The organism is Paraburkholderia sp. BR13439 (genome assembly GCF_040948805.1).
In the GTDB taxonomy this organism is placed as follows: Bacteria; Pseudomonadota; Gammaproteobacteria; order Burkholderiales; family Burkholderiaceae; genus Paraburkholderia; species Paraburkholderia youngii.
Genome location: NZ_JBFPKN010000033.1, coordinates 1 through 21,528, shown reverse-complemented (window position 1 = coordinate 21,528; position 21,528 = coordinate 1). Strand labels below are relative to the sequence as shown.

Below are 21,528 nucleotides of genomic sequence, written 5' to 3'. Positions count from 1 at the left end.
GAAACAATCATGCAGATGAAGGGAATCCTGCCCGCACTCGTGACGCCGTTCAATGCCTCGGGCGCCGTCGATCACGACACCCTTGCCAACATCCTCGAATTCCAGCTCAAGGCGGGCGTGACGGGCTTCGTGCCGCTGGGTTCGACGGGCGAATACTATGCACTGACGCACGACGAACGCCGTGCGATCCTGAAGACCGTGCGCGAAGTGGTCGGCGGGCGCGGCACGCTGATCGGCGGCGCGAACGGTTCGAGCACACGCGAAGTGATCGAGCAGACACGTCTGGTGCGCGATGCGGGCTACACGAACGTGCTCATCGCGCCGCCGTACTACGCGCTGCCGTCGCAGGAAGAACTGATCGGCCATTACGAGGCGATTCTCGAAGCGGTGCCCGACGTCAACGTGATCCTCTACAACTATCCGGTGCGCACCAACGTCGAAGTGGGCTTCGGCGTGCTCGATGCGTTCAAGGACCATCCGCGCGTAGTCGGTATCAAGGAAAGCAGCGGCAATCTGCTGCGTGCCATCGAGATCGGCGAGAAGTACAAGGGCAACTACCAGCTGTCGTGCGGTTCCGACGATCAGGCGCTCGACTTCTTCCTGTGGGGCGCAACGAGCTGGATTTGCGGTCCCGCAAACTGCTTCGTGAAGCAGGTCGTGGATTTCTATAACAGGTTCGCTGCCGACGATATTCGCGGTGCGCAGAACGTGATGCGCACGCTGTTCCCCGTCATGGCGACGATGGAAGCAGGCAAGTTCGTGCAGAAGGTGAAGTATGGCTGCGAGCTGGCTGGCTTCAAGGTCGGCGCTGCGCGCATGCCGCTGAAGCCGCTGACCGACGAAGAAAAGGCCGACTTCCGTGCTGTCTTCGAAGCCGTACAGGCCTGACGACTGTGCCGGCGGCTCAGGCCGCCGGCTTTCCTCTTTCGGGACAATCGAATGAGCAGACACCGTTTCGTGAGCATCGAAGGACATACGCAAGGTATGCCCGTGCGCATGTTGATCGACGGCATGCCGGCCCTCGAAGGCGCGACGATGGCCGCGCGCCGCAAGTCGTTCGTCGAGAGCCACGACTGGATTCGTCGCGCGCTGATGCTCGAACCACGCGGACATGCACATATGTCCGGGACGCTGCTGTATCCGCCCGTTTCCGCCGACGCGGATATGAGCCTGCTGTTTATCGAAACTTCAGGCTGTCTGCCGATGTGCGGCCATGCGTCGATCGGCTCGATCTCGTTCGCGCTCGAAGCGGGACTCGTGCGGCCGAAGTCGCCCGGCACCGTCGTCGTGGACGTGCCTGCGGGCAAGCTTCACGCGCGCTACGAGATGGACGGCGAGCGGGTAGCGTCGGTGCGCTTCACGAATGTGCCGAGCTTTCTGCTGCATCGCGATGTCGAGATCGTGCACCCGCATTTCGGACGACTCACGCTCGATATCGCATATGGCGGAAACTTCTATCCGATCGTCGAAGTCCAGCCCAACTTTCCCGGCTGCGAACACTTCTCGCCGGAGCAACTGCTTATGTGGGGTCGCCAGCTGCAACAGGCGGTGAACGAAACGCTCGACGTGGTCCATCCGGACGACCCGGCCATACGCGGCATCAGACACGCGATGTGGACGGGCGCGCCGATCTCGGATGACGCCGATGCGCGCGCGGTCGTGATCGCGGGCGACAGTCTGATCGACCGCTCGCCATGCGGCACGGGCACCTCCGCCCGCGTTGCGCAGCGCTACGCACGCGGACTGCTCGCGCAAGGTGAAGGTTTCCGGCATCAGAGCCTGATCGGCAGTTGCTTTACGGGCCGCGTGGAAACCACGACGAGACTCGGGAACGGTCTGGACGCGGTGTTCCCGAGCGTCGAAGGACGTGCGTGGATCACCGGGCGGGCAGAATACTATGTCGACGATACCCAGCCCTATGCTCATGGTTTCAGCCTGCAGGAGTACGCGAATTGAACGCCGTTCCTCGTGACACTGTTTCGCGTGACACGCTGCCTGCTGGCCTGGAATCTGCCGTCGTGATCGGCGGCGGCATCGTGGGCGTGTGCTGCGCGCTCTATCTGCAGCGCGCCGGATACGCCGTCACGCTGATCGACCCGGAAGCGCCCGGCAACAGCACGGCGAAGTGGAGTTGCGGCCAGATGGCCGTGAGCGAAGTCATTCCGCTCTCGAAGCCCGGCGTGCTGATGAAAGTGCCCGGCTGGCTGTTCGACCGGAAGGGACCGCTGTCGCTTCGTCCCAGCGCGTTGCCGGGCATCGTCCCGTGGTTCGTGCGCTTTCTGATGTGCGCGCGGCACGCGAAGATCGTCGAGATTGCGCAGTCGATGGCGACGCTGACGCACGACGTCTACGCAGACTTCGCGCCGCTGCTCGACGCCTGTGACGACAAGACGCTGATGGGCGAGCGGCCGATCCTCGAAGTATTCGACGATCCCAGCGCGCTCGTGCACGAGCAGCCGCATCTGGATCTGCGCGAGTCGCTCGGCTTCAAGTCCCAGCGGCTGAACGCGAAGGAAATCGGCGATCTGGAACCGGCGTTCGCAGGCAGGTTCTCACACGGGCTGATGTTTCCGGACTGGCGTGCAGTGAGCGACACGATGGGCTTCATCGCGGCGCTCACGGCGAGTTTCATCGCGCAGGGCGGCCGCCGGATTCGCACGGAAGCGGATCGCATCGACGAATCGAATGGCCAGGCGACGGGCGTCACGCTGGCCAACGGCGAGCGCATTGCCGCCCGGCATGTGATCGTCGCCGCGGGCACGGGCGCGCGGCGCTTCTTCCGTTCACTGGGGATCGACGTGCCGTTGACGGGCATCGCCGGATATCAGGCCGTCGTCTCCGACCCGGGCGTGGAAATCCGCCACTCGACGATCTATGCCGACGGCGGCTTCTGCTTCACGCCGATGACGCGCGGTCTGCAGATCGGCGGCACGATCGAGTTCGCGGGCCACGGCGCCAAACCGGATTTCAGGCGCGCGGACATCATTCTCGACAAGGCGAAACGCGTGTTGCCGCAGATGCGCACGTCGAATGTCGAATACGGCGTCGGCTATCGCCCGTTCCTGCCGGACACGAAGCCGATCATCGACCGTTCGCGCAGACTGTCGAACGTGTTCATGGCATTCGGTCACGGGCAACTCGGCCTCACGCTCGGCGCAACGACGGGACGACTGATTGCCGATCTGGTCGCGGGACGGCCGACGAAACAGGACCTCGCGCCGTTCAGTGCTTACCGCTTCTAGAGTCACCATCACGGAGAACACGATGCGTTGGAACAGGACGTTCACGATGGTCGGATGCCATGCCGAAGGTGAAGTCGGCAACGTCGTAACGGGAGGGCTGATCGACGTGCCGGGCAGCACGATGTTCGAGAAGATGCTGTATCTCGAAGAGCACGCAGACGAGCTGCGCAGGATCTGTCTCTTCGAGCCTCGCGGCTCGGTGAATCACAACGTCAACTTCATATTGCCCGCCACAGATCCTCGTGCGCAGATGGGTTATGTGATCGGTGAATCGACGGAGTACGTGGCGATGTCCGGCTCGAACACGATGTGCGTCGCCACTGTGCTGCTCGAAACGGGCATTCTGCCGATGCGCGAGCCCGTCACGGAGCTGGTGCTGGAGGCGCCCGCCGGAGTCATTCATGTGAAATGTGAGTGCTCGAATGGCAAAGTGACGCGCGTCGAGTTCACGAACCAGCCCGCTTTCGTCGCGCATCGGGATGCGTATGTCGAGGTGCCCGGCGTCGGCAGCATCGCGATGGATGTTGCATACGGCGGCATGACGTATGCCCTGGTCGACGCGCAGGCGCTCGGTTTCGATATCGCACCCGACGAAGCGCGAGACCTTTGCGAACTCGGCCAGAAAATCAAGGCGGCAGCCGTCGAGCAGTTGCCGTTCTCGCATCCGCTCAATCCTCTGATCAAGGGCGTCACGAATACGCAGTTCATGGGCCCGTTGCGGCGGGAAAACGGCAAGCTGTTTGCACGCAACACCGTCGTCGTGTCGCCGGGGCGTTGCGACCGTTCTCCGTGCGGCACGGGAACCTCGGCACGCCTTGCGGTCTTGCACGCGCGCGGTCTGATCGACGTCGGCGAAACCTTCGTCCATGAATCGATCACGGGATCGCGATTCGAAAGCCGCGTCGCTGCGACAACGAAGGTCGGCAATTACGCGGCCGTGGTGCCCGTCGTGTCCGGTCAGGCGTGGATCACCTCCATTTCGCAGATCGGAGTGGATCCGACGGACCGCTTCCAGACGGGTTTCACCGTGGCCGACACATGGCTGGAAGCAGTCGACGACAAGCTCATCAAATCGCGTCAATCAACTTCAAACTGAACATGAAATCCTACGATCGACTTTTCATCGACGGCCGCTGGGTCGCGCCCGTCCACAACGGCAGCTTCGACACCATCGACCCCAGCAGCGAGCAGGTACTCGCCAAAGTGGCCGCTGCGACGGCAGAGGATGTCGACCTCGCCGTGCAGGCGGCGCGCAAGGCGTTCGACGCAGGTCCGTGGCCGCGCATGCGCGGCGCCGAGCGGGCCGCCGTGTTGCGACGGATCGGCAAGGGCATTCGCGACCGTCTGCACGAACTGGCCGAAATCGAAGTGCGCGACAACGGCAAACCGCTGCCCGAAGCGCTGTGGGATCTCGGCGACGCGGCAGGCTGCTTCGAGTTCTACGCGAACCTCGCCGAAACACTCGACGACAATGCCGAGCAACCCGTCGCGCTACCCGACGACCGTTTCACGTCAGTGGTACGCAAGGAGCCGATCGGCGTGGCGGGCGCGATCATTCCGTGGAATTTCCCGATGCTGATGGCGGCGTGGAAGGTCGCGCCGGCGCTGGCGGCGGGATGCACGATGGTCCTGAAGCCTTCCGAGTTGACGCCGCTGACGGCGCTCGAACTCGCCGGGATTGCGGCGACGGCGGACCTGCCGCCCGGTGTGCTCAACGTCGTCACGGGCTTCGGCAAGGACGCGGGCGCGTCGCTCAGCGAACATCCCGGCATCGACAAGCTCGCGTTCACGGGCAGCGTGCCGACGGGCAGCCGGATCATGCAGGCGGCCGCGCGGGACATCAAGAACGTCAGCCTCGAACTGGGCGGCAAGTCGCCGTTCATCGTCTTCGACGACAGCGATATCGACGCGGCCGCCGAATGGATCATGTTCGGCATTTTCTGGAACCAGGGCGAGGTGTGTTCGGCGACCTCGCGCGTACTGGTACAGCGTGGCATTTACGCGCGGCTCATTGAGCGGCTCGAAGAGGAAACGCGCAAAATCACCATTGGCAACGGGCTCGATGACGGCGTGCTGCTCGGACCGATCGTCAGCAAGGGGCAGTACGACAAGGTGCGCGAAGCGGTCGAGCGCGGCAAGCAGGAAGGCGCGCGGCTGGTGACGGGCGGCGCGCGGCCTGCGCATCTCGACACGGGCTACTTCATGGAGCCCGTCGTGTTCGCAGACGTGCCCGAAGACAGCTGGATCTGGCGCGAAGAGATTTTCGGACCCGTGGTGTGCGTACGGCCGTTCGATACCGAAGACGAAGCAGTGCAATCCGCGAACGACTCGCGCTTCGGTCTTGCCGCAGCCGTGATGTCGCGCGACGACGCGCGCTGCGAACGCGTTGCGCGAGCGCTGCGCGCGGGCATCGTGTGGATCAACTGCTCGCAGCCCACGTTCACGGAAGCGCCCTGGGGCGGCTACAAGCAGAGCGGCATCGGACGCGAACTGGGCGTGTGGGGCTTGAACAATTATCTTGAGACCAAACAGATCACGCGTTTCAACAGTGACAAGCCGTGGGGCTGGTACATCAAGTAAGTCGAGGCGATCATGCGCTGGAAGAAAACGCTGCAACTCGTCGACGTGCATTGCGAGGGCGAGATCGGCAAGGTCATTACGGGAGGCGTCGTCGGCATTCCCGGTGCGACCATGCTCGACAAGATGAATTACATCAACGAGGTCGACGACAGCCTGCGCAGACTCGTCGTGCTCGAACCGCGCGGCTGCCTGCAGATGTCGGTCAATCTGCTGCCGCCGCCGACGCGTCCCGAGGCGCACGCCGGCTTCATCGTGTTGCAGGCGGACAAGGCGCATCCGATGTCCGGTAGCAACGCCATCTGCGTGGTCACGGCGCTGCTCGAACTCGGCATGGTCGAGATGCAGGAGCCGGAAACGACTGTGGTGCTCGATACGCCGGCGGGTCTGGTGACCGCTCGTGCAACGTGCGCGGATGGACGTTGCGTGAGCGTGTCGCTCGATATGGTGCCCGCGTTCGTCGAACAACTGGACTTCGCTTTCGAGACACCGCAATTCGGGGCCGTCAAGGCCGACATCGCCTTTGGCGGGGTCTATTACGCGCTGATCGACGTGGCGCAAACAGGGCTCACCATCGCGCCCGAAAACGCACGCGTACTCGCCGAGCTTGGCGTTGCGTTCAAGGACGTGATCAACCGGCAGATCCGGATCCAGCATCCGCTGTATCCGCAGATCAACGAGGTCGCGTACGTGATGTTCCGCAACCGGCTCAACGACACGCTGTACCAGACCTGCACGACGCTGCCGCCGGGACGCGTCGACCGGTCGCCGTGCGGGACGGGCAGCTCGGCCAACCTCGCGACGCTCGCGGCGCGCGGCCTGGCGGACATCGGCAGCCGGCTGAAGTCGCGCTCGACGATCGGCGGCGAGTTCGACATCGAACTGCTGGGGAAAACCGAGGTGGGAGGCAGGCCGGCGGTGCTCCCGCGAGTACGCGGCCGCGCGTGGATATATGGCATCCAGCAGATTGGAGTCGATCCCGACGATCCGCTGGCAGCCGGTTTCATGCTCAGCGACACGTGGGGCTCGGGTTTTCCGAAGGTCTGAGGGGAGATGCGCGCGATGGTAAACTTGACCGCGCGCCCGTCTTTCCGGGCCCACGACGACTGCGGTGAAACGATGAGCAAAGGTACGAGCGAGACAGAGACACAGGGTCGCCGGCATGGCGGACGGTACATCTACGAAGAGTTGCGAAAGCAGATCCTGACGCTGCAGCTCAAGCCGGGTGCGCCGCTGGACGAAGTGTCGCTGGCCGCGCAGTTCGGCCTGTCGCGTTCACCCGTGCGCGATGCGCTCGCCAGGCTGATCAGCGAAGGTCTCGTGACCATCCTCCCCAACCGGACGACACTCGTCACACCGTTCGAAATCGAAGAATTCCCGAAGTACATCTCCGCGCTGGACCTGATCCAGCGCGCGGTAACCCGGCTTGCCGCTCAGCACCGCACGGACGCGGACCTTGCACGCATCCAGAAGGCCGACGACGTCTACATGCAGGCGGTCGATAGCGGCGACTTCCAGGCGATGTCGGAAACAAACAAGGCATTGCACATGGCCATCGCGCATGCCGCGAACAATCCGTACTTCGTGGGCTATTACGAGCGTCTGCTCGGCGAGGGGCAACGGCTGCTGCATCTGCATTTCGACTACACGGTAACGTCACAGACCGCGACGAAGCTCGGGCGTGATCACGCGGAATTGATCGGCGCGATTGCACGCAAGGACGCTGAGGCGGCGGAACGGCTTGCGCACGAGCACACGATGTTGTTCCAGAAGCGCTTCCTCGACTACATGCGTCAGAACATGACGGAATCGATCGCGCTGTTGTAATCGGCGCGAGATGCGCAGGGCGCTTGAGGTTGTTTTTCGACGATCGGCTATCGGTATGTCCGGGTACGCGTCAGAGCGGGAAGCGGGGATGTGCTGCTGCTCGGCAGCGATATGCAGAAGGATTCCGGTGCTGTGCGCTGACATGCGAGTCCACCGTCTTTGGAAGGAAGGGCAGTTGAATCAAAAACTTCATGGTCAATATGTTCTCGTCACAGGCGCTTCGGGCGCACGCGCCGGGTCGCGGAATGCCTCATCCTCGACGGTGGGCACGTACACGGCTGAAAGATCTCCGGCGCGCAATGATCGCACGAGCTTGATGGCGTCACGTCGATCGGTCTTCACGCGCTCACCGGGCTTGCGCGGAATGAGTGACGGCGCGCATACCATGCAGTCGAACCCCTTTTGTACAAGCTGGCGGTACAGCCCATCGCCGCACGGTCCGGCTTCGTAGACGAGGCGTATATCGCGTGCTTTGGACTGCAGGCGCTTGCACAGGCGATTGAATCGGCCTTCGTCGCGCCGACCTTGCCGAGCACCTCAACTTCACCTGCGCCCAGTGCATAGGCAACCGTGATCGAGTCCTTATGAACGTCCAGACCTACGTACAAAATGCTATCGTGTTCCATGCTGGCCTCCGTCTCAGGCATTGCCGGGTGTGGCCCAGTCCACATCGTGCGGCTCTGGCAGAGATGCTAACTCGCGTCTGATTCCTCACGAGGGGCCAGCCCCTGCCTCGCGGAGTCATACTGTCTAATGGGTGTTACTACCGCCCGGCGCGGCCGGTCGATCAACGTGATTACCCTGTTTAGGCTATCCCGCGGCTACGCCGTGTCTGGTCCGCCACCGCGCGCGCACAACGATAGCCGCCGGCCGCCAGTTTCCCGGCTTCGCTCCACCAACCGCGACGGGCCTTCGCGCAGTGGATGAACAGCCGATAGTCGGCTGCGAGGGTCGTGGACATCGGGCTGGCTCTGACAACTGGCGCCAAAGCGGGGTAGGGGAGTGCGTTACCACCAATGTGCGGGCATCTCGTCGCGCAGCGCCGCAGTCCCGCGATGGCGGCAGCCGGCGTCGCGGCGCAGACCTGCAGGCGGGCGTTTTCCCAGCGGGCAACAAACTGACCATCGACGCCTTGATAGAGCCAGCACCACGGCCGCCCACCGCTCAGTCCCAACAGGCGTCGGTGGTGCACATTTCGATTCGCAGGAATGTGCGCATCAACGACGTGCCGGCCGCCCATTTCCGATCACGTCAGGCAAGCGCCTCGAGCTACACTGGACTGGAAAAGTGGAACCTTCACTTACAGAACCGATGTGGGGCTCGCGATCTGCCGCCGCATCAAGTCGGGGGAATTATTCCTCTGTTGTCGCTATACTGGGTCGCAGGTGCATTCATACCGGGCGGCAGATTGTTGGTGCCTTGTTGAACTAGAGCAATCGCCCGTGCATGCTTAAATCGGCTAGCAACGCTCCCTAACGCTAACAATGTCGCGATTACCAAACCGTCCGCGATGAGCCGCATCGGCCAGAACGTGTGCCAGTGCCTCGTGTTCAATTCTGCAACATGAAGGCTAACGTCTGCCGATATCGATAATATCGTACCGCCTACGAAGCAGACCAATCCTTGCCTACCCACGGTAACTACGCATGACATACGTTCGGCGAGTGCCCGAACCCATCCTAAGCGTACCGCCTGCGCGCAGAGCCAAGCAATTGAGAGAAAGCTGACGATGCGGACACTCGACAAGTTCTGCTTCATATAGCCCGGCGTCGGATGCACATCGCCACAGAGCCTTACCAACGCTATCGTTAGTCCGACCGCGAGGGCGGCACTGGTCAACTGCTTGCCCCGGTCCGAGATATGAACATCGCACGGAATCGGACGCAGGCGGCACAACGTACCGAAGGTGAACATCAATTGCCAGGCAAAGGGATTGAAGGGCCAGCCTTCTCCGCTTGCACTGGGCATTGTCGTCCCCAGCCATGGCGCTGCAAGCCAGACTACGAAACTTATGACAAGCGCTGTCGACTGCGAGCGTCGTGCCAGGGGCACGGTTAGCGGGACACAGAGCGCGAAGACCACATACATCGGCAGAACGGCTGAGAGAAACGGTTGTTGACGGAAGAGTGCGATGTCAAACAGCGTTCGCATTGGGTGCAATAAGAAGCTTGGCCAACTGGCGCCAGCAACAATGTATGGAACCGGCATGAGCGTGAGAACCGCACTACAGGCAAGCATCAATACGGCGGTTAGCAGGTAAGCGTGGTATATCTCGAAGGCGCGCTTCAGGAAGCGCAGCCGCGCCGCGGCTTCTCCCTTGTTTGACGCAACACTGAGATAGGCGGAAGCCGATGCATAGCCACCAAAAAAGACAAAAACTTCGGCGGCATCGCAATAGGCATAGGTGTGCAGCATTACGTGCTGAAGAAGGCCGCTAAGATTGTGGTCGAGCGCAATGATTATCAGAACGACTCCTCTTAGAAAATCCAACTCAACCGAGCGTTTTACCGACGAACTCATTAATCCACCTTTCAATCTGTGTCGCTACGTTTGTCCGTGAAACCCGACGGCTACGTTGGGAAGCAAGGCGGACGTTATTGGTACGCGGTTGTCTTGGTAATTCGCTCAATTTGGGTGCTCCGACCCTGTCCGTATAAGCACCACGTGCAAAAATGCTCGCGGTTATTTGTGAAGAGCCGATAGCGGTTTTCGCCAATGCGCAAATAAGCACGTCGGACCACTTCATCGCCCCGGCAGGGCGCATCGTCGGGAAGTTCAATCCAGATTGCGTTCCCATTCCAGAACGCTTCGATTGACGACTCGCAAACGGGGGCCCCTGCGAAGCGACGTCCAGAGACCGGCGTAGTGGACCACCTTGCCTTCGCCCACGTAGATTCCGTGATGCGTGTAGCCGCGGCGACGCGTGACCGGATGCAAGCCAACTACCAGTTGAATATCGCTTTCCCAGCAATTCTGTCGCATTAAATAGCACATTTCGATTACCGTGTTTCAGTGTTACCCGCTCGACTATCTGCAGAGAGCATGCCAACTTTCTTTTGAGTATCTCTGCACTCACCGGCACCGCTGTGTCGGGCTATTCGCTACGTTGCTTGAGGAAAGCATTGAGCCTGGCAGTGAGAAATCTCAGAGGTGAGACGCCAGAATTGAGAGATGGGCCGGCATCTCGGCCTACCCTGAGATGAATGCCCCGTCTTCGGGACGGCAGCCGGCGTAAGATGCTTAAGCCTGTTCTGGTTCAGCTATCGAGATTGTGGTTGCGGGACGATTCGCGTGGGTGACTCACCGGCACTGAAAGCAGAGCGCGCGCGGCTCCGTGAAACGCGACATAGATGGACGAAGGCAAGCGAACCGATGATGACGTCGCTAGAAGCGATGGCGGGGGCAAGCGCCCAGCCATGTACTGACGCAGAGGAAGCAGGGAGTTTTGTTCTCCAGTACGCAAAAGGCAGGCAAATGCAAGGAAAAGCCGGGGTTGGGCCTCACGAACGCTGCGTGAAGCCCCAACGTTCAGATATTGCAGCGGCGATTCCCAGCACATGCTGAGCGACGATGGACGCTCGAGCGTCATCAATCCTGTCCGCAGGTGCGAAGATTCCAACAGATGCCTTGGCCTCGCCGAGACCGTCGAAGACGGCAGCGGCAATTTCCCCGATTGCAGGGCGCCACCCTCCCATACAGACGAATGCGCCTGACCACGGCGACATTGCGGTTTCCGGCGTGCCGCCTGGTCGGTAGCAGTCGCGACTTTCAGGCGTTCGAGGTCCGCCAGCCTTTGCCTCCAAGATGACCAAACCTGCCGCGGTCGAGTCGGCCGGCGCCGAGGTCCCAATGCTCAGGGATGCAGAGACACGGTCACGCGCGCTAACGCTATCGACACAACAAATCGAGTCTCCTTGAAGAAGCGCAAGGAACGCAGTCTCCCCAGTAAGGTGCGAAAGCTCAGCCAGGAGTGGCGCGGCGAGGCGTCGTATGTCGATATCAACAATCCCGCGACCGCCCATCGAGAGGACCTTGAATCCAGTGAAATAGCGGCCCGTCGCTTCCTCGCGGGAGATGAAGTCGGCGTGAACGAGGGTCCGCAAGGTTCGATGCACATTGCACAGCGAGAGGCCAGTCAACTCAGCAATCTCACGGGCGGTCCGACCTCGTCCATTCGTATCTGCTACTGCTTCAAGGACGTGCAGTCCCTTGAGTAACGTCTTGTCCATGCGAACTTGTAGAGCGGCGCTTATTTTGAGTCTGGAACGCTACAGGCGTCTCGGAAGGCAGACATGTAGGTCTTCGCTTTGCGCGGCGCGTTTCTCGTCAGCAAAAAAGAGCGTGTGGTGGTCCACACGCTCGTTCTGCATTACGACTTCATGTGACTCAGCGCCACCTCTTGCAACTCAACCTCGCGCTGGCACTGTTCGACCGCCCCAACTCCGACGGGGGGCCCGCGAAAGCGGCGGCGCTCAAGTCCGAACCAGCCAACGATGAGCAGGGCGAAGAGGCCGATGAAGTACTGACGAAGGATTTCGGTCGGCGGTTGCAATCCAACCCAGACGATAAAGACGCCACCTACAACGGCGACGATTCCGCATGGCTTCGACCAGACACCGAGGCGGAACGGACCATATTTGCGATTCTTCGCGAACAGCGCCGCGAGAATCGCCATACCGTAGCAAATCTGATAAAAGAGCGCCGTGCCAGCTGTCAGGGCCGCAAATGCCGACGAATAGAGCGTCACGGCCACCCCGGCAATCGCGCCAAACCAGATTGCCGAGGCCGGCGTACGAAAGCTGGGCGAGACCTTGGCAAAGCCTTTGGGGAGTCCGCCGTCGCGAGCAAACGAATACAGTGCCCGCGAGAAGCCGGTCATGCAGCTTGCACCGCACATGTACACAGAAATCGTGATGGAAGCCGCGACGAAGTGCTTTAGCCATTGCGGTGCCACAACTTCTTGGTAGAGCTTCAGGAATCCATCGGGCCCCTTCTTCGCAATCTCAGCGGGGTCGTGCATTGCGAGGCCAAAAATCACAAACAGCGCGAGTCCGAGGATGACGGAGAACAGCACCGAGTTCTTCATCGCACGAGGAACGGCGCGAGTAGCGTCCACAGTTTCTTCGGAAACGTGCGCAGATGCGTCGTAACTGGTAACCAGCCACATCGGGAGCAGCAAAGCGTATCCGCAGATGAGCAGGGGATTCGTTGTACGCGGAACGACATCGCCGCCGGCTGCACCCGTGTTGTTGACGAAGTCGAACAGGTGCGTGAGGTTCGCGGGGTGAATGTTATAAAGCATCATCCCGCACAGCGCAGTCGCTCCGACGAAGGTGATGTAGGCACCAATCTCCACGAGCCGGGACAGCGTCTTCACGCCTACGTGGTTGAAAATCGCCCAGGTCACCATCAGCACTGACACGCCGAGCAACTGTTCCCAGTAGCCCCAGTGCGACGTATCAATCTGGAAAATCTCATTGAGAATCATCTGGTTGAAGACCAGATACGTGGCGACGGCCGTACCGCCCATCGAGAAGACGTAGGCAAGCAGATTTATCCACGACGTCGCCCATCCCCAGCCGCGACCACCGAGAACAGATGACCAGTGATAGAGGCCGCCTGCCGTGGGGATGGCCGAGCTGATTTCACCTAGCGAAAGGGCCGTCGCGAGTGCAATAACACCGCCCACCAGCCACATCACGGTCAGCCCGAACATCCCGGCCGTGCCGAGTCCTTGTTGCATGTTCACCGAGACGCCGAAGAACACGCCGATAACCATAAACGAAACGGCGAAATTCCCGAACGCGGACATACGCCGCGACAACTCCTGAGCATAGCCGAAGCGGTGCAGCGTCTCTGCGTCTTCACGCAGGATATCTTCTGTACGACGCTCGCTCACAATATCTCCTGACGACATTCCAGCATCTCCTGATAGTGTAGGGCCACGGCCTGACAAAAAAGAATTCGACCGCGACACAGAAAGGGAAGACGTTTTCGTTACGCCTTTTTTATGCGTCTCTACTGCAACGTCCATGCCAATCTGCTTTTGATGCGTCCCTAAATCCTTCTCTGCTTGTGCCTGCCCGCTCCGCGGGGCTTCGCGAGAGTTCGGGGCAAATTGTCGGAGTCTTACGAAATCATCTTTGAGACGCCCGTCGCTGCCTGACTCGTCTCATGCCTGAGAAATCTCACGGTGAGCCTCGAACGGGACATTCAATGAAACTCGCCGGCCCCTAGCCGGCGAAGCCCAAGGGCTCTCACACATCACCATTCCGCATCTCCTCGCGAAATCGGCATAAAGCTTGCAGAAATCCTCACGCCAACCGCGAGGTTCGAGTCCTCCTCGAATGCTTCCGGTTGCGGCCTTCAGGAGATTGCAATGACTACCGCCTCAACTTCGCTTCACGGGCAAATCGAAAAATGGTTTGGCGGTGCTCAGCGGACCTCGATTCGTATCTCACGCGGCGCCACTAACCAGAAGAGGAGCGTCACCGTGTCACGCATCGACAGTCCGTACGCCATCATTTTCTTCAGACACGGTGACGGCTCCTGGCAGGTTTATCCGCAGCGTGGCGGCCGTCCGGCCTTTCTGGCCATCGAACGTGCGGCTTGACGTGCATGTACCGGCCCGATGCCGGAGCTTCGTTGAGCCGGGGCATTGCTCGCCTTCGCGCGTAGGACTGACGTCGATTTCGAACCCGTCTAGGTTTGAGAACCGTCGGTTCATCCGGCACAGACACACAACGATCTAATCAGCCGGTTGCTCACGTGCAGCCGCTCTTGTTGAATAGCCCCTCTCATTCATGTATGCAAACAAAAATGATGTGATAGTCGTGGGCGCCGGAATCGTTGGCCTCGCTATCGCGCACGAACTGGCAAAGCGCAACCTGGCTGTAACGGTCGTGGACAAAGGAGAGCCCGCCGGTGAATGTTCGGGCGGCAACGCAGGCGCGCTTTCGTATCATTCCTTTGCGCCGCTCGCCCTTCCCGGAGTTCTGTCGGGTGCCATCAAGATGATGTGCAACCCGAAGGGGCCGCTGTATGTCCCACCGCTCTATTTCCCGTTCGCTGCGTCATGGTTGTTCCAGTTCGTAAAGTCGGCCGAGCCAGCTCGCGTGTACAAAACTGCCGAGTCACTGGAATGGCTGCTTCACCATGCGCCACGCGACCACAAAGAGCTGGCAACCGATGTCGGCTTTGCGCAGCAGATGCGCCAGACTGGGCAGTTGCATCTCTACCCCTCAGAAGTATCGCTAGCAAAAGACGCGTTTGCCTGGGCGCTAAAGTCCCAGCTTGGGATGCGTATGCAGAAGCTCGACCGAAAGTCGATTCGAGAAATTGAGCGTGATGTGTCGCCAGACTACGTTGTCGGCCTCCTCCTTCCGGACGACCACTGGCTTCGCGACCCGCTCGCCTATGCGCGCGCAATCGCAGACGCGGCCCGTCTGCGTGGTGTCGCGTTTGAACGGGCCAGCGTCACGACGCTTGAATCGAACGCGCTGAACTGGGTGGTTCGCGCGGGCGACCGCGTGTTCAGCGCCACGCACGTGGTTCTCGCGTCGGGCGCGTGGTCGAACGTACTACTGCGCTCTGTCGGCCTTTCAGTGCCGCTGGAAACTCAGCGCGGGTACCACCTGCATGTCCCCCAATCGGATACGCATCTCTCGCGCACAATCGTGCTTGCTGACAGGAAGGTCTTTATCACGCCGATGGAAAGCGGTCTGCGTATTGCAGGCACAGTCGAATTTGGCGGCACTCAGCGCCCGGGTAATGAGCGGCGAGCAACCCTTCTCGAACACCATGCCCGGGCAGGACTGCCATCGTTGAATACGACGCGTGGCGCGACCACGTGGATGGGACACCGTCCCTGCATGCCCGATTCAATGCCCGTTCTGGGTCAGGCACCTGACCGAAAAAATCTCTGGCTTGCCTTCGGACACGGCCACCTTGGGCTGACTGGTTCAGCTCCCACAGCCAAGATTATCGCGGACTGCGTGACAGGCCGGCCGCCGCAGAGGGACCAACTTGGGCGATTCTCTGCAGCGCGCTTCGGCAAACCCGCCGTCCAGGAAGCCTGATTCGGGGGCGCGCTCATCCGCGTACTGCTGCGTCACAGGGTCGTCATCATGACCTGCTTGCCGCCGGCTTGTCCGGTGTACGGTTCCGTGTCAAGCGGGTGGCCTGTTTTCTTCGGAATCTGGTATTACTCGCCGTCCTGATTTTGCGAGTCGTAGTTCGTACTGGCCTCCACCGCTATGGAGCCAGCGGCGCGATTCCAGTAGGGCAGGTACCGTCCGGTAGTATTAGTCCCGGGTGTGCCGACGTACATCTGGTCTTTGCCATCGAACGCATTCGGCTCCGGCGATGCCCAGGAATGACTTGTGGGATTCGAGTGCCGACCGGAGCATGTCATCCGCCACATGGCGGTCAGCAATGCCCCGGGTTCGCATTGCCACCAACGAATCAGCCAGGTTGGCTGCGATATCCATCGTCGCGTCGAGTTCCCCGGCGACCTGAACGGCGTTGGTGCGAGCAAGCTCCTGTGCGTACCGAACAGCCGCATCTTTCTGGGAGGCACCTACACGGATACTGATGCTCGCGATGCAAACAAAGAATCCGGCTGTTACGGCAAGCGCGACGGCCGCGAGCATTTTGGCCTTGAGCGTCACCTTTTTTTTGTTATACATAGGTCACCTCGCGCGTTTTGCGCGTCGTCTGTTCTGGCCGCTGGCGACTGAGCGGCGTTCGACGGGACGCGGTCCCGTAGTCTTTGGATTGAGTTCAGATACGCGAGCGCCACCCGCGTGACCGCGTCAAAAGACAAGGTCAGGCGAGTGGCGATACGTCGGGCAAGGTCAGGCGCTTACGGCCGCACGCACTGAGCGGAGGTGGGAGGACTCAACGCTGTCTGCCAGCAACTCCGCTGTTGCGCACGAGAGCGTCCAGCCGAGGTGTCCGTGTCCGGTGTTGTAGAACACGCCGTCCTGTTTGCCAGGACCAACCTTGGGAAGCATGTTGGGCATCATCGGGCGCAGCCCCGCCCATGGAATAACGCGTGCGGTCGAGCAGTCGGGGAAATAGCGCCGTACCCAGTCGGTGAGGGGCGCGACGCGGTCAGCCCGGATATCCTTGTTGAAGCCGTTGATCTCCGCGGTGCCTGCGACCCGGAAGCGGTCGACACCCAATCGGCTCGTCACGATTTTGGCCGCATCATCGAGCAGGCTTACCCAAGGGGCTGCCTGTTGACTCTTTTCGTCATCGAGGTTGACCGTAATCGAATATCCCTTCACAGGATAGATGTTCACGTGGTCCCCGAACATGGCTGCAAATCGGCGGCTGTGAACCCCTGCACATACAACCACCCCGTCGACCACATCGTTTCGTCGGCGGTCGCCACCAGCAGTCGAGTGGATCCGTAAGCCGTCGGTTTCGCGGGCGATTGAGGTGATGTCAGTGTCGTAGTGGAAATGGACGCCCTTGCGACGACAAGCTTCGGCCAAACCCCGCGTGAATTTGTGGATGTCACCGGTGGAATCCGAGGGTGTGAAGAAGCCGCCGTAGAACTCGCCCCGGAGGGTCGGCTCAATCTGCTTCATTTCCCGTGGGGTGACCGACCTGCGGTCGAGGCCACCCTCACGCAGCAGGACGTTGACCGCAGACGCAGCCTCGAAACCGGCGCGGTCCGCGTAAATGTGCAGAATGCCCCGCTTCTCGAGGTTGAAGTCAAAGCCTTCCTGCTCGGCGATTGCGTACAGATGCTCGCGCGCCATGATGGCGAGGCGCACTGTATCGACCGTGTTGGACTTGTAATTCGGAATCTGGCGCAAGAATTCGCCCATCCACGAGTACTTGTGCCAGGAAGGCGCAGGGTTGAGTAAGAGCGGAGCGTCCGCTGTCGTCATCCATTTGAGTCCTTTGAGTACGGTGGCCGTACTATTCCAGACTTCCGCGTTACTCGCCGAAAGTTGCCCACCATTCGCGAACGACGTTTCCATGGCCGCATAGCGATTCTTTTCGTACACGGTCACGTCGAGACCGCGTTTCGCGAGTGCGTAAGCGGTGGTCACCCCGGTGATGCCGGCGCCGATAACTGCAACTTTTTTCATTTGCACACGTCCAGTCAAAGCTAATGCGGCGTAATCCGCATGCCCCATCTGTCCATGTACCTGAGAGTTTCCTTCTCCGGGGTTTCAACCAGAGAATCTCCTTCGGTGGGCGCCTGATGCGCCGCTCTCCAGATGTTGATGCGACACGGTCCTTTGGCCTGAGAGTTTCCGGGGCGGTTGCTCCGTCGGCGCCGCTGTTGAATCAGCGGTCTCTCCCGTGTTCGCAATGAGATATCAGTGCTGCACCGCAGGCGAAACCCCTGAACGCATCCGGTCCGAGCGTCACGGTTTTTCGCCTTCGGCTTTCAATTCAGGAAGGCATCTTGGCGCGTCGGAATCGTTCCAGGTCGACGCTCGGCATCTCGGTCGTTTCCGACACCGCCGATGTCGCGCCCCGTTTGATGAAGTCGGCGAGTCGTTCGGCGAGCATAATCGTCGGAGCAGTCGTGTTCCCCGAGACGAGTGCTGGCAAGACCGACGTGTCGGTTACACGGAGGCCTTCCAGCCCGTGAACACGGAACGTCGTATCCACAACCGACATGTCGTCCGTGCCCATCCGGCAGGCGCCTGACGGGTGAAGTGCGCCTTGCCCCGTCTCGCGGACGAAACGGATTCGCTCTTCCTTTGTGCGAAGAATACCGCCAGGACGATACGGTGCCCTCACGTACTTGCTCATGGCTTTCTGTGCAAGCGTCTCCTGACCAATCCGGACGCCTTCCGCCAGCACTTCGGCATCGTACGGGTCCGACAGGTAGTTCGGGTCGACGAGAGGCGGCACTGCAGGGTCGGCGCTGGCGATGCGTATCGTGCCGCGTGAGCGCGGACGTGTCTGGTACACGTTCAGCGTCAGACCGTTGCCGCTCGGTGTCTCGTCTGCACCTTCTTCGACGCCAGCGCCCGGCAGAAAGTGATACTGCAGATTAGGAAGAGGGTCATCCTCGGCGCCGTACCAGACGAGTCCGCCTTCGCAGATGTTGGAACTCACCGGGCCGCTACGGAACAGCGCGTATTCGAGACCCGCGCTGACCTGGTTGCGGAATTTCTTGTAGCGGTCGTAACTGTGCTCACCGGTCAGGTCGTAAATGAGGAACATATCCATGTGGTCCTGGAAGTTCTCGCCCACGCCCGGGAGGTCATGTACCACCGACACGCCGGCCTTGCGAAGTTGTTCAGCCGGACCGATGCCGGAAAGCATCAACAGATGGGGGGAGCCGATTGCGCCAGCGGAGATGATGACTTCGCGCTCCGCGCGGACAATCTTCCGTTGACCATTTTCGACGTGCTCCACGCCAACCGCCCGTCCGTTCTCGACGACGATGCGCACCACGCGGGAATCGGTCTTGATGGTCAGGTTCTTCCGGTTGCGCGCCGGATTGAGATACGCGACCGCGGCGCTGCATCGCTTTCCATCCCGCGTCATCGTCTGGTAGAGACCGCAACCCGCCTGCTTTCCGGAGTTAAAGTCCTGGTTGTAGTTGATGCCCATTTCCTGACACGCTCGCAACCAGGCTTTGGTCAGATAGTGGGTGTAGCGCTGGTCAGAAACTCCCAGCGGGCCGCCCGTACCATGCTCTGGGCCGGCGAAGCGCTCGTTGTCCTCTGCCTTTCGGAAATAAGGCAAAACATCGGCATAGCTCCAGCCATCGAGGCCCATCGAAGCCCAGCCGTCGTAGTCTTCCGGGCATCCGCGCATGTAGACCATCGCGTTGACGGAGCTTCCACCGCCAAGCACGCGGCCTTGCACCATCTCTGGTGTGACCATGTTCTGTTGTCGCTGCGGCTGCAGGCGGTAACGGGTCAGCAGATTGCCCTTGGCTGTCTTGAAATACGTTGCCGGCATGTGAATGTAGGGATTGACGTCGCGCGGCCCCTGCTCAAACAACAGGACGGAGACATTCGAATCCTCGGTCAAGCGACCGGCGGTTGCGCAACCAGCTGGGCCGCCTCCGACAACAATGTAATCAACCACAAAACCCTCCTAAGAAAAGCATCGGCCGCCTCGTGCATTAGCGCTGGCAGTCGTCTCCGCGCACTCCGTAAGCGCTGCTGGGAGCGCTACACTGTCTTCTACTTTATACATACAAGCATCGTGCCAAGCGGCGCGTCTCCCTGCAAGTCTTTGATTCTATGGGTGCAGCTGGCATCACTTCTCGGAACTCATGCGTTTGTCTCAATTTTGCGACTTCGCCGCAGCAGCATTGAGACGGAGCCTTTGCCCCGTCTCACAATGCATTGAGACTCGTCAGAACGTATGCATCAAGGCTACGCGATAGACCATCTGATTGCCTGTGGAAGAGAGGTCTGATGAGCCGATGATATGCGCCGAGTCCAGGTCTGTACCGGTTTTTCCGTTCGTGTGCTGATAAGCACCCTGCACATACACGGACGTCCGCTTGCTGAGCAAATAGTTCAGCATCAGCGACACCTGATGCCAGTTCTGACTCGAGCCGCCGCCTGTGTCGTTCAGATTCCCGTGCGTATAGGTATACGCGCCGGCGAGGAACAACGCGGGGTTCAAGAAATATGTCCCGTTGACCTCCACGTTATCGAATTTCCAGGAGGTCCATGTCTGCGTGCCGATGTTCGGCGCGTACCCGTTGGCCGTCGGGTTGTAGACGTCGACGTGCGAGTAAGCCAGCGCGACGTTCGACCCGTCGCTAAACGTCCACTTGACGCCGGCGTCGATGTTCTGCTGATGCGAACCGGTAAAGACGCCGTCGCCTGCTACCGCACCTGTGGTGGTGAGGTTGCTGCCATTCTGGCGTATGTATGCCACCGCGGCGGAGAACGGCCCCGTTGCGTAGGTGACCCCTGCGCTGTATGCCCGGTTGTCAGCAAAGTTCGTCGAGTTGCTGAAGCCGTACACGCCTTCGAACTGGAAGCCCGCAATCGTTGGACTGAGGTACTTGACCGAATTGTTCAAGCGATAGTCGTAGTCGGCGTTGTCGTTATCGAATGGGTGAGCGGCAAGGTCGCCGATAGCGTTGCCTGCCCCCGTAAACGAACTCCACATGTCAACGGTTGCGTCGTACTGCCGCCCCATCGTAAATGTGCCATAGCTCGCCGAGTTCAAACCGACAAAGGCTTGACGCCCGAAAAGGCGGCCGCCCTCATTCAATTGGCCGTTGTTCAAATTCGTGCCATTTTCCAGAGTGAAAATAGCACTCAGCCCGCCACCCAGGTCTTCGGTTCCCTTCAGACCAAAGCGCGTCTCCGACACATCGCCGCTGACCATTGCCCACGCATGGTGGCCGCCCGCATTCGATGTGAAATTGATACCTGTGTCGAGGACACCGTATAAGGTGACGCTGCTCTGTGCATGAGCGGAACTTCCCGCGAAGAAGGCGACGATTGCGGCAGGAAGTAAAAGGCTTTTCATTTGCGTGGAATCCTCTAATTAGAGAACGAGTTTTGCCGTGCGGAGTCCTAATTGGATGTCCGCAGACGACGTTCGGAACGATTAGAAAAGACTACGGCAGCACTGTCGGCTCGTTGGCGAGATAAAGCGCCCATAAGCGCCAATGCGCCACCTTTATTGCAATGGCGGCGCTAATAGAGCATTAACCATGCCAACGCGACGGATTCGTTAAGAATGCTGCAGGACGGCCTTTCCATGCCGCCCGCCCACGTAAATGCGCAGGCTCCAACGCTTAGAGACGGAATCAAAAAGACCCACTGGGGGCTGTTAACCTTCTCGGCAAGCTGTTAACCTTGGCCACCTGAACAACTGGAACCAAGGATGGGCGCGCCGATTGTTGATGACGGACTGTGGACAC

General features: G+C 60.4%; 17 protein-coding genes, 2 pseudogenes and 1 riboswitch. Of the genes and pseudogenes, 9 read left to right on the top strand and 10 right to left on the bottom strand.

Going from position 1 to position 21,528, the window contains the following annotated elements; translation table 11 throughout:
- Window positions 1-9 precede the first annotated feature (9 nt).
- The 7 genes from AB3X96_RS37745 (at window position 10) to AB3X96_RS37715 (ending at window position 7,646) form a co-directional block, all read left to right on the top strand.
- Complete coding sequence (locus AB3X96_RS37745) at window positions 10-888, top strand: dihydrodipicolinate synthase family protein (protein WP_223958371.1); 879 nt, start codon at window positions 10-12, stop codon at window positions 886-888.
- A 51-nt stretch (window positions 889-939) separates the two neighbouring features.
- Window positions 940-1,956, top strand: coding sequence for a 4-hydroxyproline epimerase (locus AB3X96_RS37740; protein ID WP_368593746.1), 1,017 nt, complete (start codon window positions 940-942; stop codon window positions 1,954-1,956).
- Window positions 1,953-3,242 carry an NAD(P)/FAD-dependent oxidoreductase gene (locus tag AB3X96_RS37735; RefSeq protein WP_368593745.1) on the top strand — a complete coding sequence of 430 codons (1,290 nt, stop codon included), beginning with the start codon at window positions 1,953-1,955 and terminating at the stop codon, window positions 3,240-3,242. Before AB3X96_RS37740 ends, AB3X96_RS37735 begins: the two co-directional genes overlap by 4 nt.
- A gap of 22 nt (window positions 3,243-3,264) precedes the next feature.
- Window positions 3,265-4,338, top strand: a complete 1,074-nt coding sequence (locus AB3X96_RS37730; RefSeq protein WP_368593744.1) for a proline racemase family protein — start codon at window positions 3,265-3,267, stop codon at window positions 4,336-4,338.
- Window positions 4,339-4,340: 2 nt separating this feature from the next.
- Window positions 4,341-5,822: an aldehyde dehydrogenase family protein gene (locus AB3X96_RS37725; protein ID WP_368593743.1), complete on the top strand. Its 1,482-nt coding sequence runs from the start codon at window positions 4,341-4,343 to the stop codon at window positions 5,820-5,822.
- Between the two features lie 12 nt (window positions 5,823-5,834).
- Window positions 5,835-6,866 (top strand): proline racemase family protein, encoded by a 1,032-nt coding sequence (locus AB3X96_RS37720; protein WP_368593742.1) that lies wholly within the window; start codon window positions 5,835-5,837, stop codon window positions 6,864-6,866.
- 72 nt (window positions 6,867-6,938) lie between these two features.
- A complete protein-coding gene (locus AB3X96_RS37715; protein ID WP_368593741.1) occupies window positions 6,939-7,646 on the top strand; it encodes a GntR family transcriptional regulator in 708 nt (235 codons plus the stop codon).
- Window positions 7,647-7,871: 225 nt separating this feature from the next.
- Here the strand turns inward: AB3X96_RS37715 and AB3X96_RS37710 are convergent.
- From AB3X96_RS37710 to AB3X96_RS37685, 6 genes and pseudogenes are all read right to left on the bottom strand, one after another.
- Window positions 7,872-8,272 (bottom strand): annotated as a pseudogene (locus AB3X96_RS37710) (transposase); the annotation flags it as partial.
- A 179-nt stretch (window positions 8,273-8,451) separates the two neighbouring features.
- Entirely contained in the window at window positions 8,452-8,607 is a 156-nt protein-coding gene (locus AB3X96_RS37705) for a hypothetical protein (RefSeq protein ID WP_368593740.1), read from the bottom strand.
- A gap of 377 nt (window positions 8,608-8,984) precedes the next feature.
- A complete protein-coding gene (locus tag AB3X96_RS37700; RefSeq protein WP_368593739.1) occupies window positions 8,985-10,166 on the bottom strand; it encodes an OpgC domain-containing protein in 1,182 nt (393 codons plus the stop codon).
- Between the two features lie 74 nt (window positions 10,167-10,240).
- Window positions 10,241-10,628: pseudogene (locus tag AB3X96_RS37695) on the bottom strand (lecithin retinol acyltransferase family protein).
- 518 nt (window positions 10,629-11,146) lie between these two features.
- A complete protein-coding gene (locus AB3X96_RS37690) occupies window positions 11,147-11,875 on the bottom strand; it encodes an IclR family transcriptional regulator (RefSeq protein WP_368593738.1) in 729 nt (242 codons plus the stop codon).
- 140 nt (window positions 11,876-12,015) lie between these two features.
- Window positions 12,016-13,563, bottom strand: coding sequence for an APC family permease (locus AB3X96_RS37685; protein ID WP_368593737.1), 1,548 nt, complete (start codon window positions 13,561-13,563; stop codon window positions 12,016-12,018).
- A 462-nt stretch (window positions 13,564-14,025) separates the two neighbouring features.
- On the opposite strand from AB3X96_RS37685, the gene AB3X96_RS37680 reads away from it, so the two are divergent.
- Both AB3X96_RS37680 and AB3X96_RS37675 read left to right on the top strand, forming a co-directional pair.
- Window positions 14,026-14,259, top strand: a complete 234-nt coding sequence (locus AB3X96_RS37680) for a hypothetical protein (RefSeq protein ID WP_368593736.1) — start codon at window positions 14,026-14,028, stop codon at window positions 14,257-14,259.
- 220 nt (window positions 14,260-14,479) lie between these two features.
- Window positions 14,480-15,724, top strand: a complete 1,245-nt coding sequence (locus AB3X96_RS37675; RefSeq protein ID WP_368593735.1) for an NAD(P)/FAD-dependent oxidoreductase — start codon at window positions 14,480-14,482, stop codon at window positions 15,722-15,724.
- A gap of 225 nt (window positions 15,725-15,949) precedes the next feature.
- On the opposite strand, the gene AB3X96_RS37670 is transcribed toward AB3X96_RS37675, so the two are convergent.
- The 4 genes from AB3X96_RS37670 to AB3X96_RS37655 all read right to left on the bottom strand — a co-directional run bounded on the left by AB3X96_RS37670 (window position 15,950) and on the right by AB3X96_RS37655 (window position 21,131).
- Window positions 15,950-16,333, bottom strand: a complete 384-nt coding sequence (locus tag AB3X96_RS37670) for a hypothetical protein (protein ID WP_368593734.1) — start codon at window positions 16,331-16,333, stop codon at window positions 15,950-15,952.
- Window positions 16,334-16,501: 168 nt separating this feature from the next.
- Window positions 16,502-17,752, bottom strand: coding sequence for a D-amino acid dehydrogenase (locus AB3X96_RS37665; protein WP_368593733.1), 1,251 nt, complete (start codon window positions 17,750-17,752; stop codon window positions 16,502-16,504).
- Window positions 17,753-17,888: 136 nt separating this feature from the next.
- A riboswitch (glycine riboswitch) is annotated at window positions 17,889-17,980 on the bottom strand.
- A gap of 82 nt (window positions 17,981-18,062) precedes the next feature.
- Window positions 18,063-19,721: a GMC family oxidoreductase gene (locus tag AB3X96_RS37660; protein WP_368593732.1), complete on the bottom strand. Its 1,659-nt coding sequence runs from the start codon at window positions 19,719-19,721 to the stop codon at window positions 18,063-18,065.
- Between the two features lie 273 nt (window positions 19,722-19,994).
- A complete protein-coding gene (locus AB3X96_RS37655; protein WP_368593731.1) occupies window positions 19,995-21,131 on the bottom strand; it encodes a porin in 1,137 nt (378 codons plus the stop codon).
- Window positions 21,132-21,528: the final 397 nt, after the last annotated feature.

Bases quoted from the DNA above. Each gene is read 5' to 3' on its own strand.
- AB3X96_RS37715 (WP_368593741.1), top strand. From the start codon at position 6,939: ATGAGCAAAGGTACGAGCGAGACAGAGACACAGGGTCGCCGGCATGGC.
- AB3X96_RS37725 (WP_368593743.1), top strand. From the start codon at position 4,341: ATGAAATCCTACGATCGACTTTTCATCGACGGCCGCTGGGTCGCGCCC.
- AB3X96_RS37720 (WP_368593742.1), top strand. From the start codon at position 5,835: ATGCGCTGGAAGAAAACGCTGCAACTCGTCGACGTGCATTGCGAGGGC.
- AB3X96_RS37740 (WP_368593746.1), top strand. From the start codon at position 940: ATGAGCAGACACCGTTTCGTGAGCATCGAAGGACATACGCAAGGTATG.
- AB3X96_RS37665 (WP_368593733.1), bottom strand. From the start codon at position 17,752: ATGAAAAAAGTTGCAGTTATCGGCGCCGGCATCACCGGGGTGACCACC.
- AB3X96_RS37705 (WP_368593740.1), bottom strand. From the start codon at position 8,607: ATGTCCACGACCCTCGCAGCCGACTATCGGCTGTTCATCCACTGCGCG.
- AB3X96_RS37655 (WP_368593731.1), bottom strand. From the start codon at position 21,131: ATGAAAAGCCTTTTACTTCCTGCCGCAATCGTCGCCTTCTTCGCGGGA.
- AB3X96_RS37680 (WP_368593736.1), top strand. From the start codon at position 14,026: ATGACTACCGCCTCAACTTCGCTTCACGGGCAAATCGAAAAATGGTTT.
- AB3X96_RS37700 (WP_368593739.1), bottom strand. From the start codon at position 10,166: ATGAGTTCGTCGGTAAAACGCTCGGTTGAGTTGGATTTTCTAAGAGGA.
- AB3X96_RS37690 (WP_368593738.1), bottom strand. From the start codon at position 11,875: ATGGACAAGACGTTACTCAAGGGACTGCACGTCCTTGAAGCAGTAGCA.
- AB3X96_RS37745 (WP_223958371.1), top strand. From the start codon at position 10: ATGCAGATGAAGGGAATCCTGCCCGCACTCGTGACGCCGTTCAATGCC.
- AB3X96_RS37670 (WP_368593734.1), bottom strand. From the start codon at position 16,333: ATGTATAACAAAAAAAAGGTGACGCTCAAGGCCAAAATGCTCGCGGCC.
- AB3X96_RS37685 (WP_368593737.1), bottom strand. From the start codon at position 13,563: ATGTCGTCAGGAGATATTGTGAGCGAGCGTCGTACAGAAGATATCCTG.
- AB3X96_RS37730 (WP_368593744.1), top strand. From the start codon at position 3,265: ATGCGTTGGAACAGGACGTTCACGATGGTCGGATGCCATGCCGAAGGT.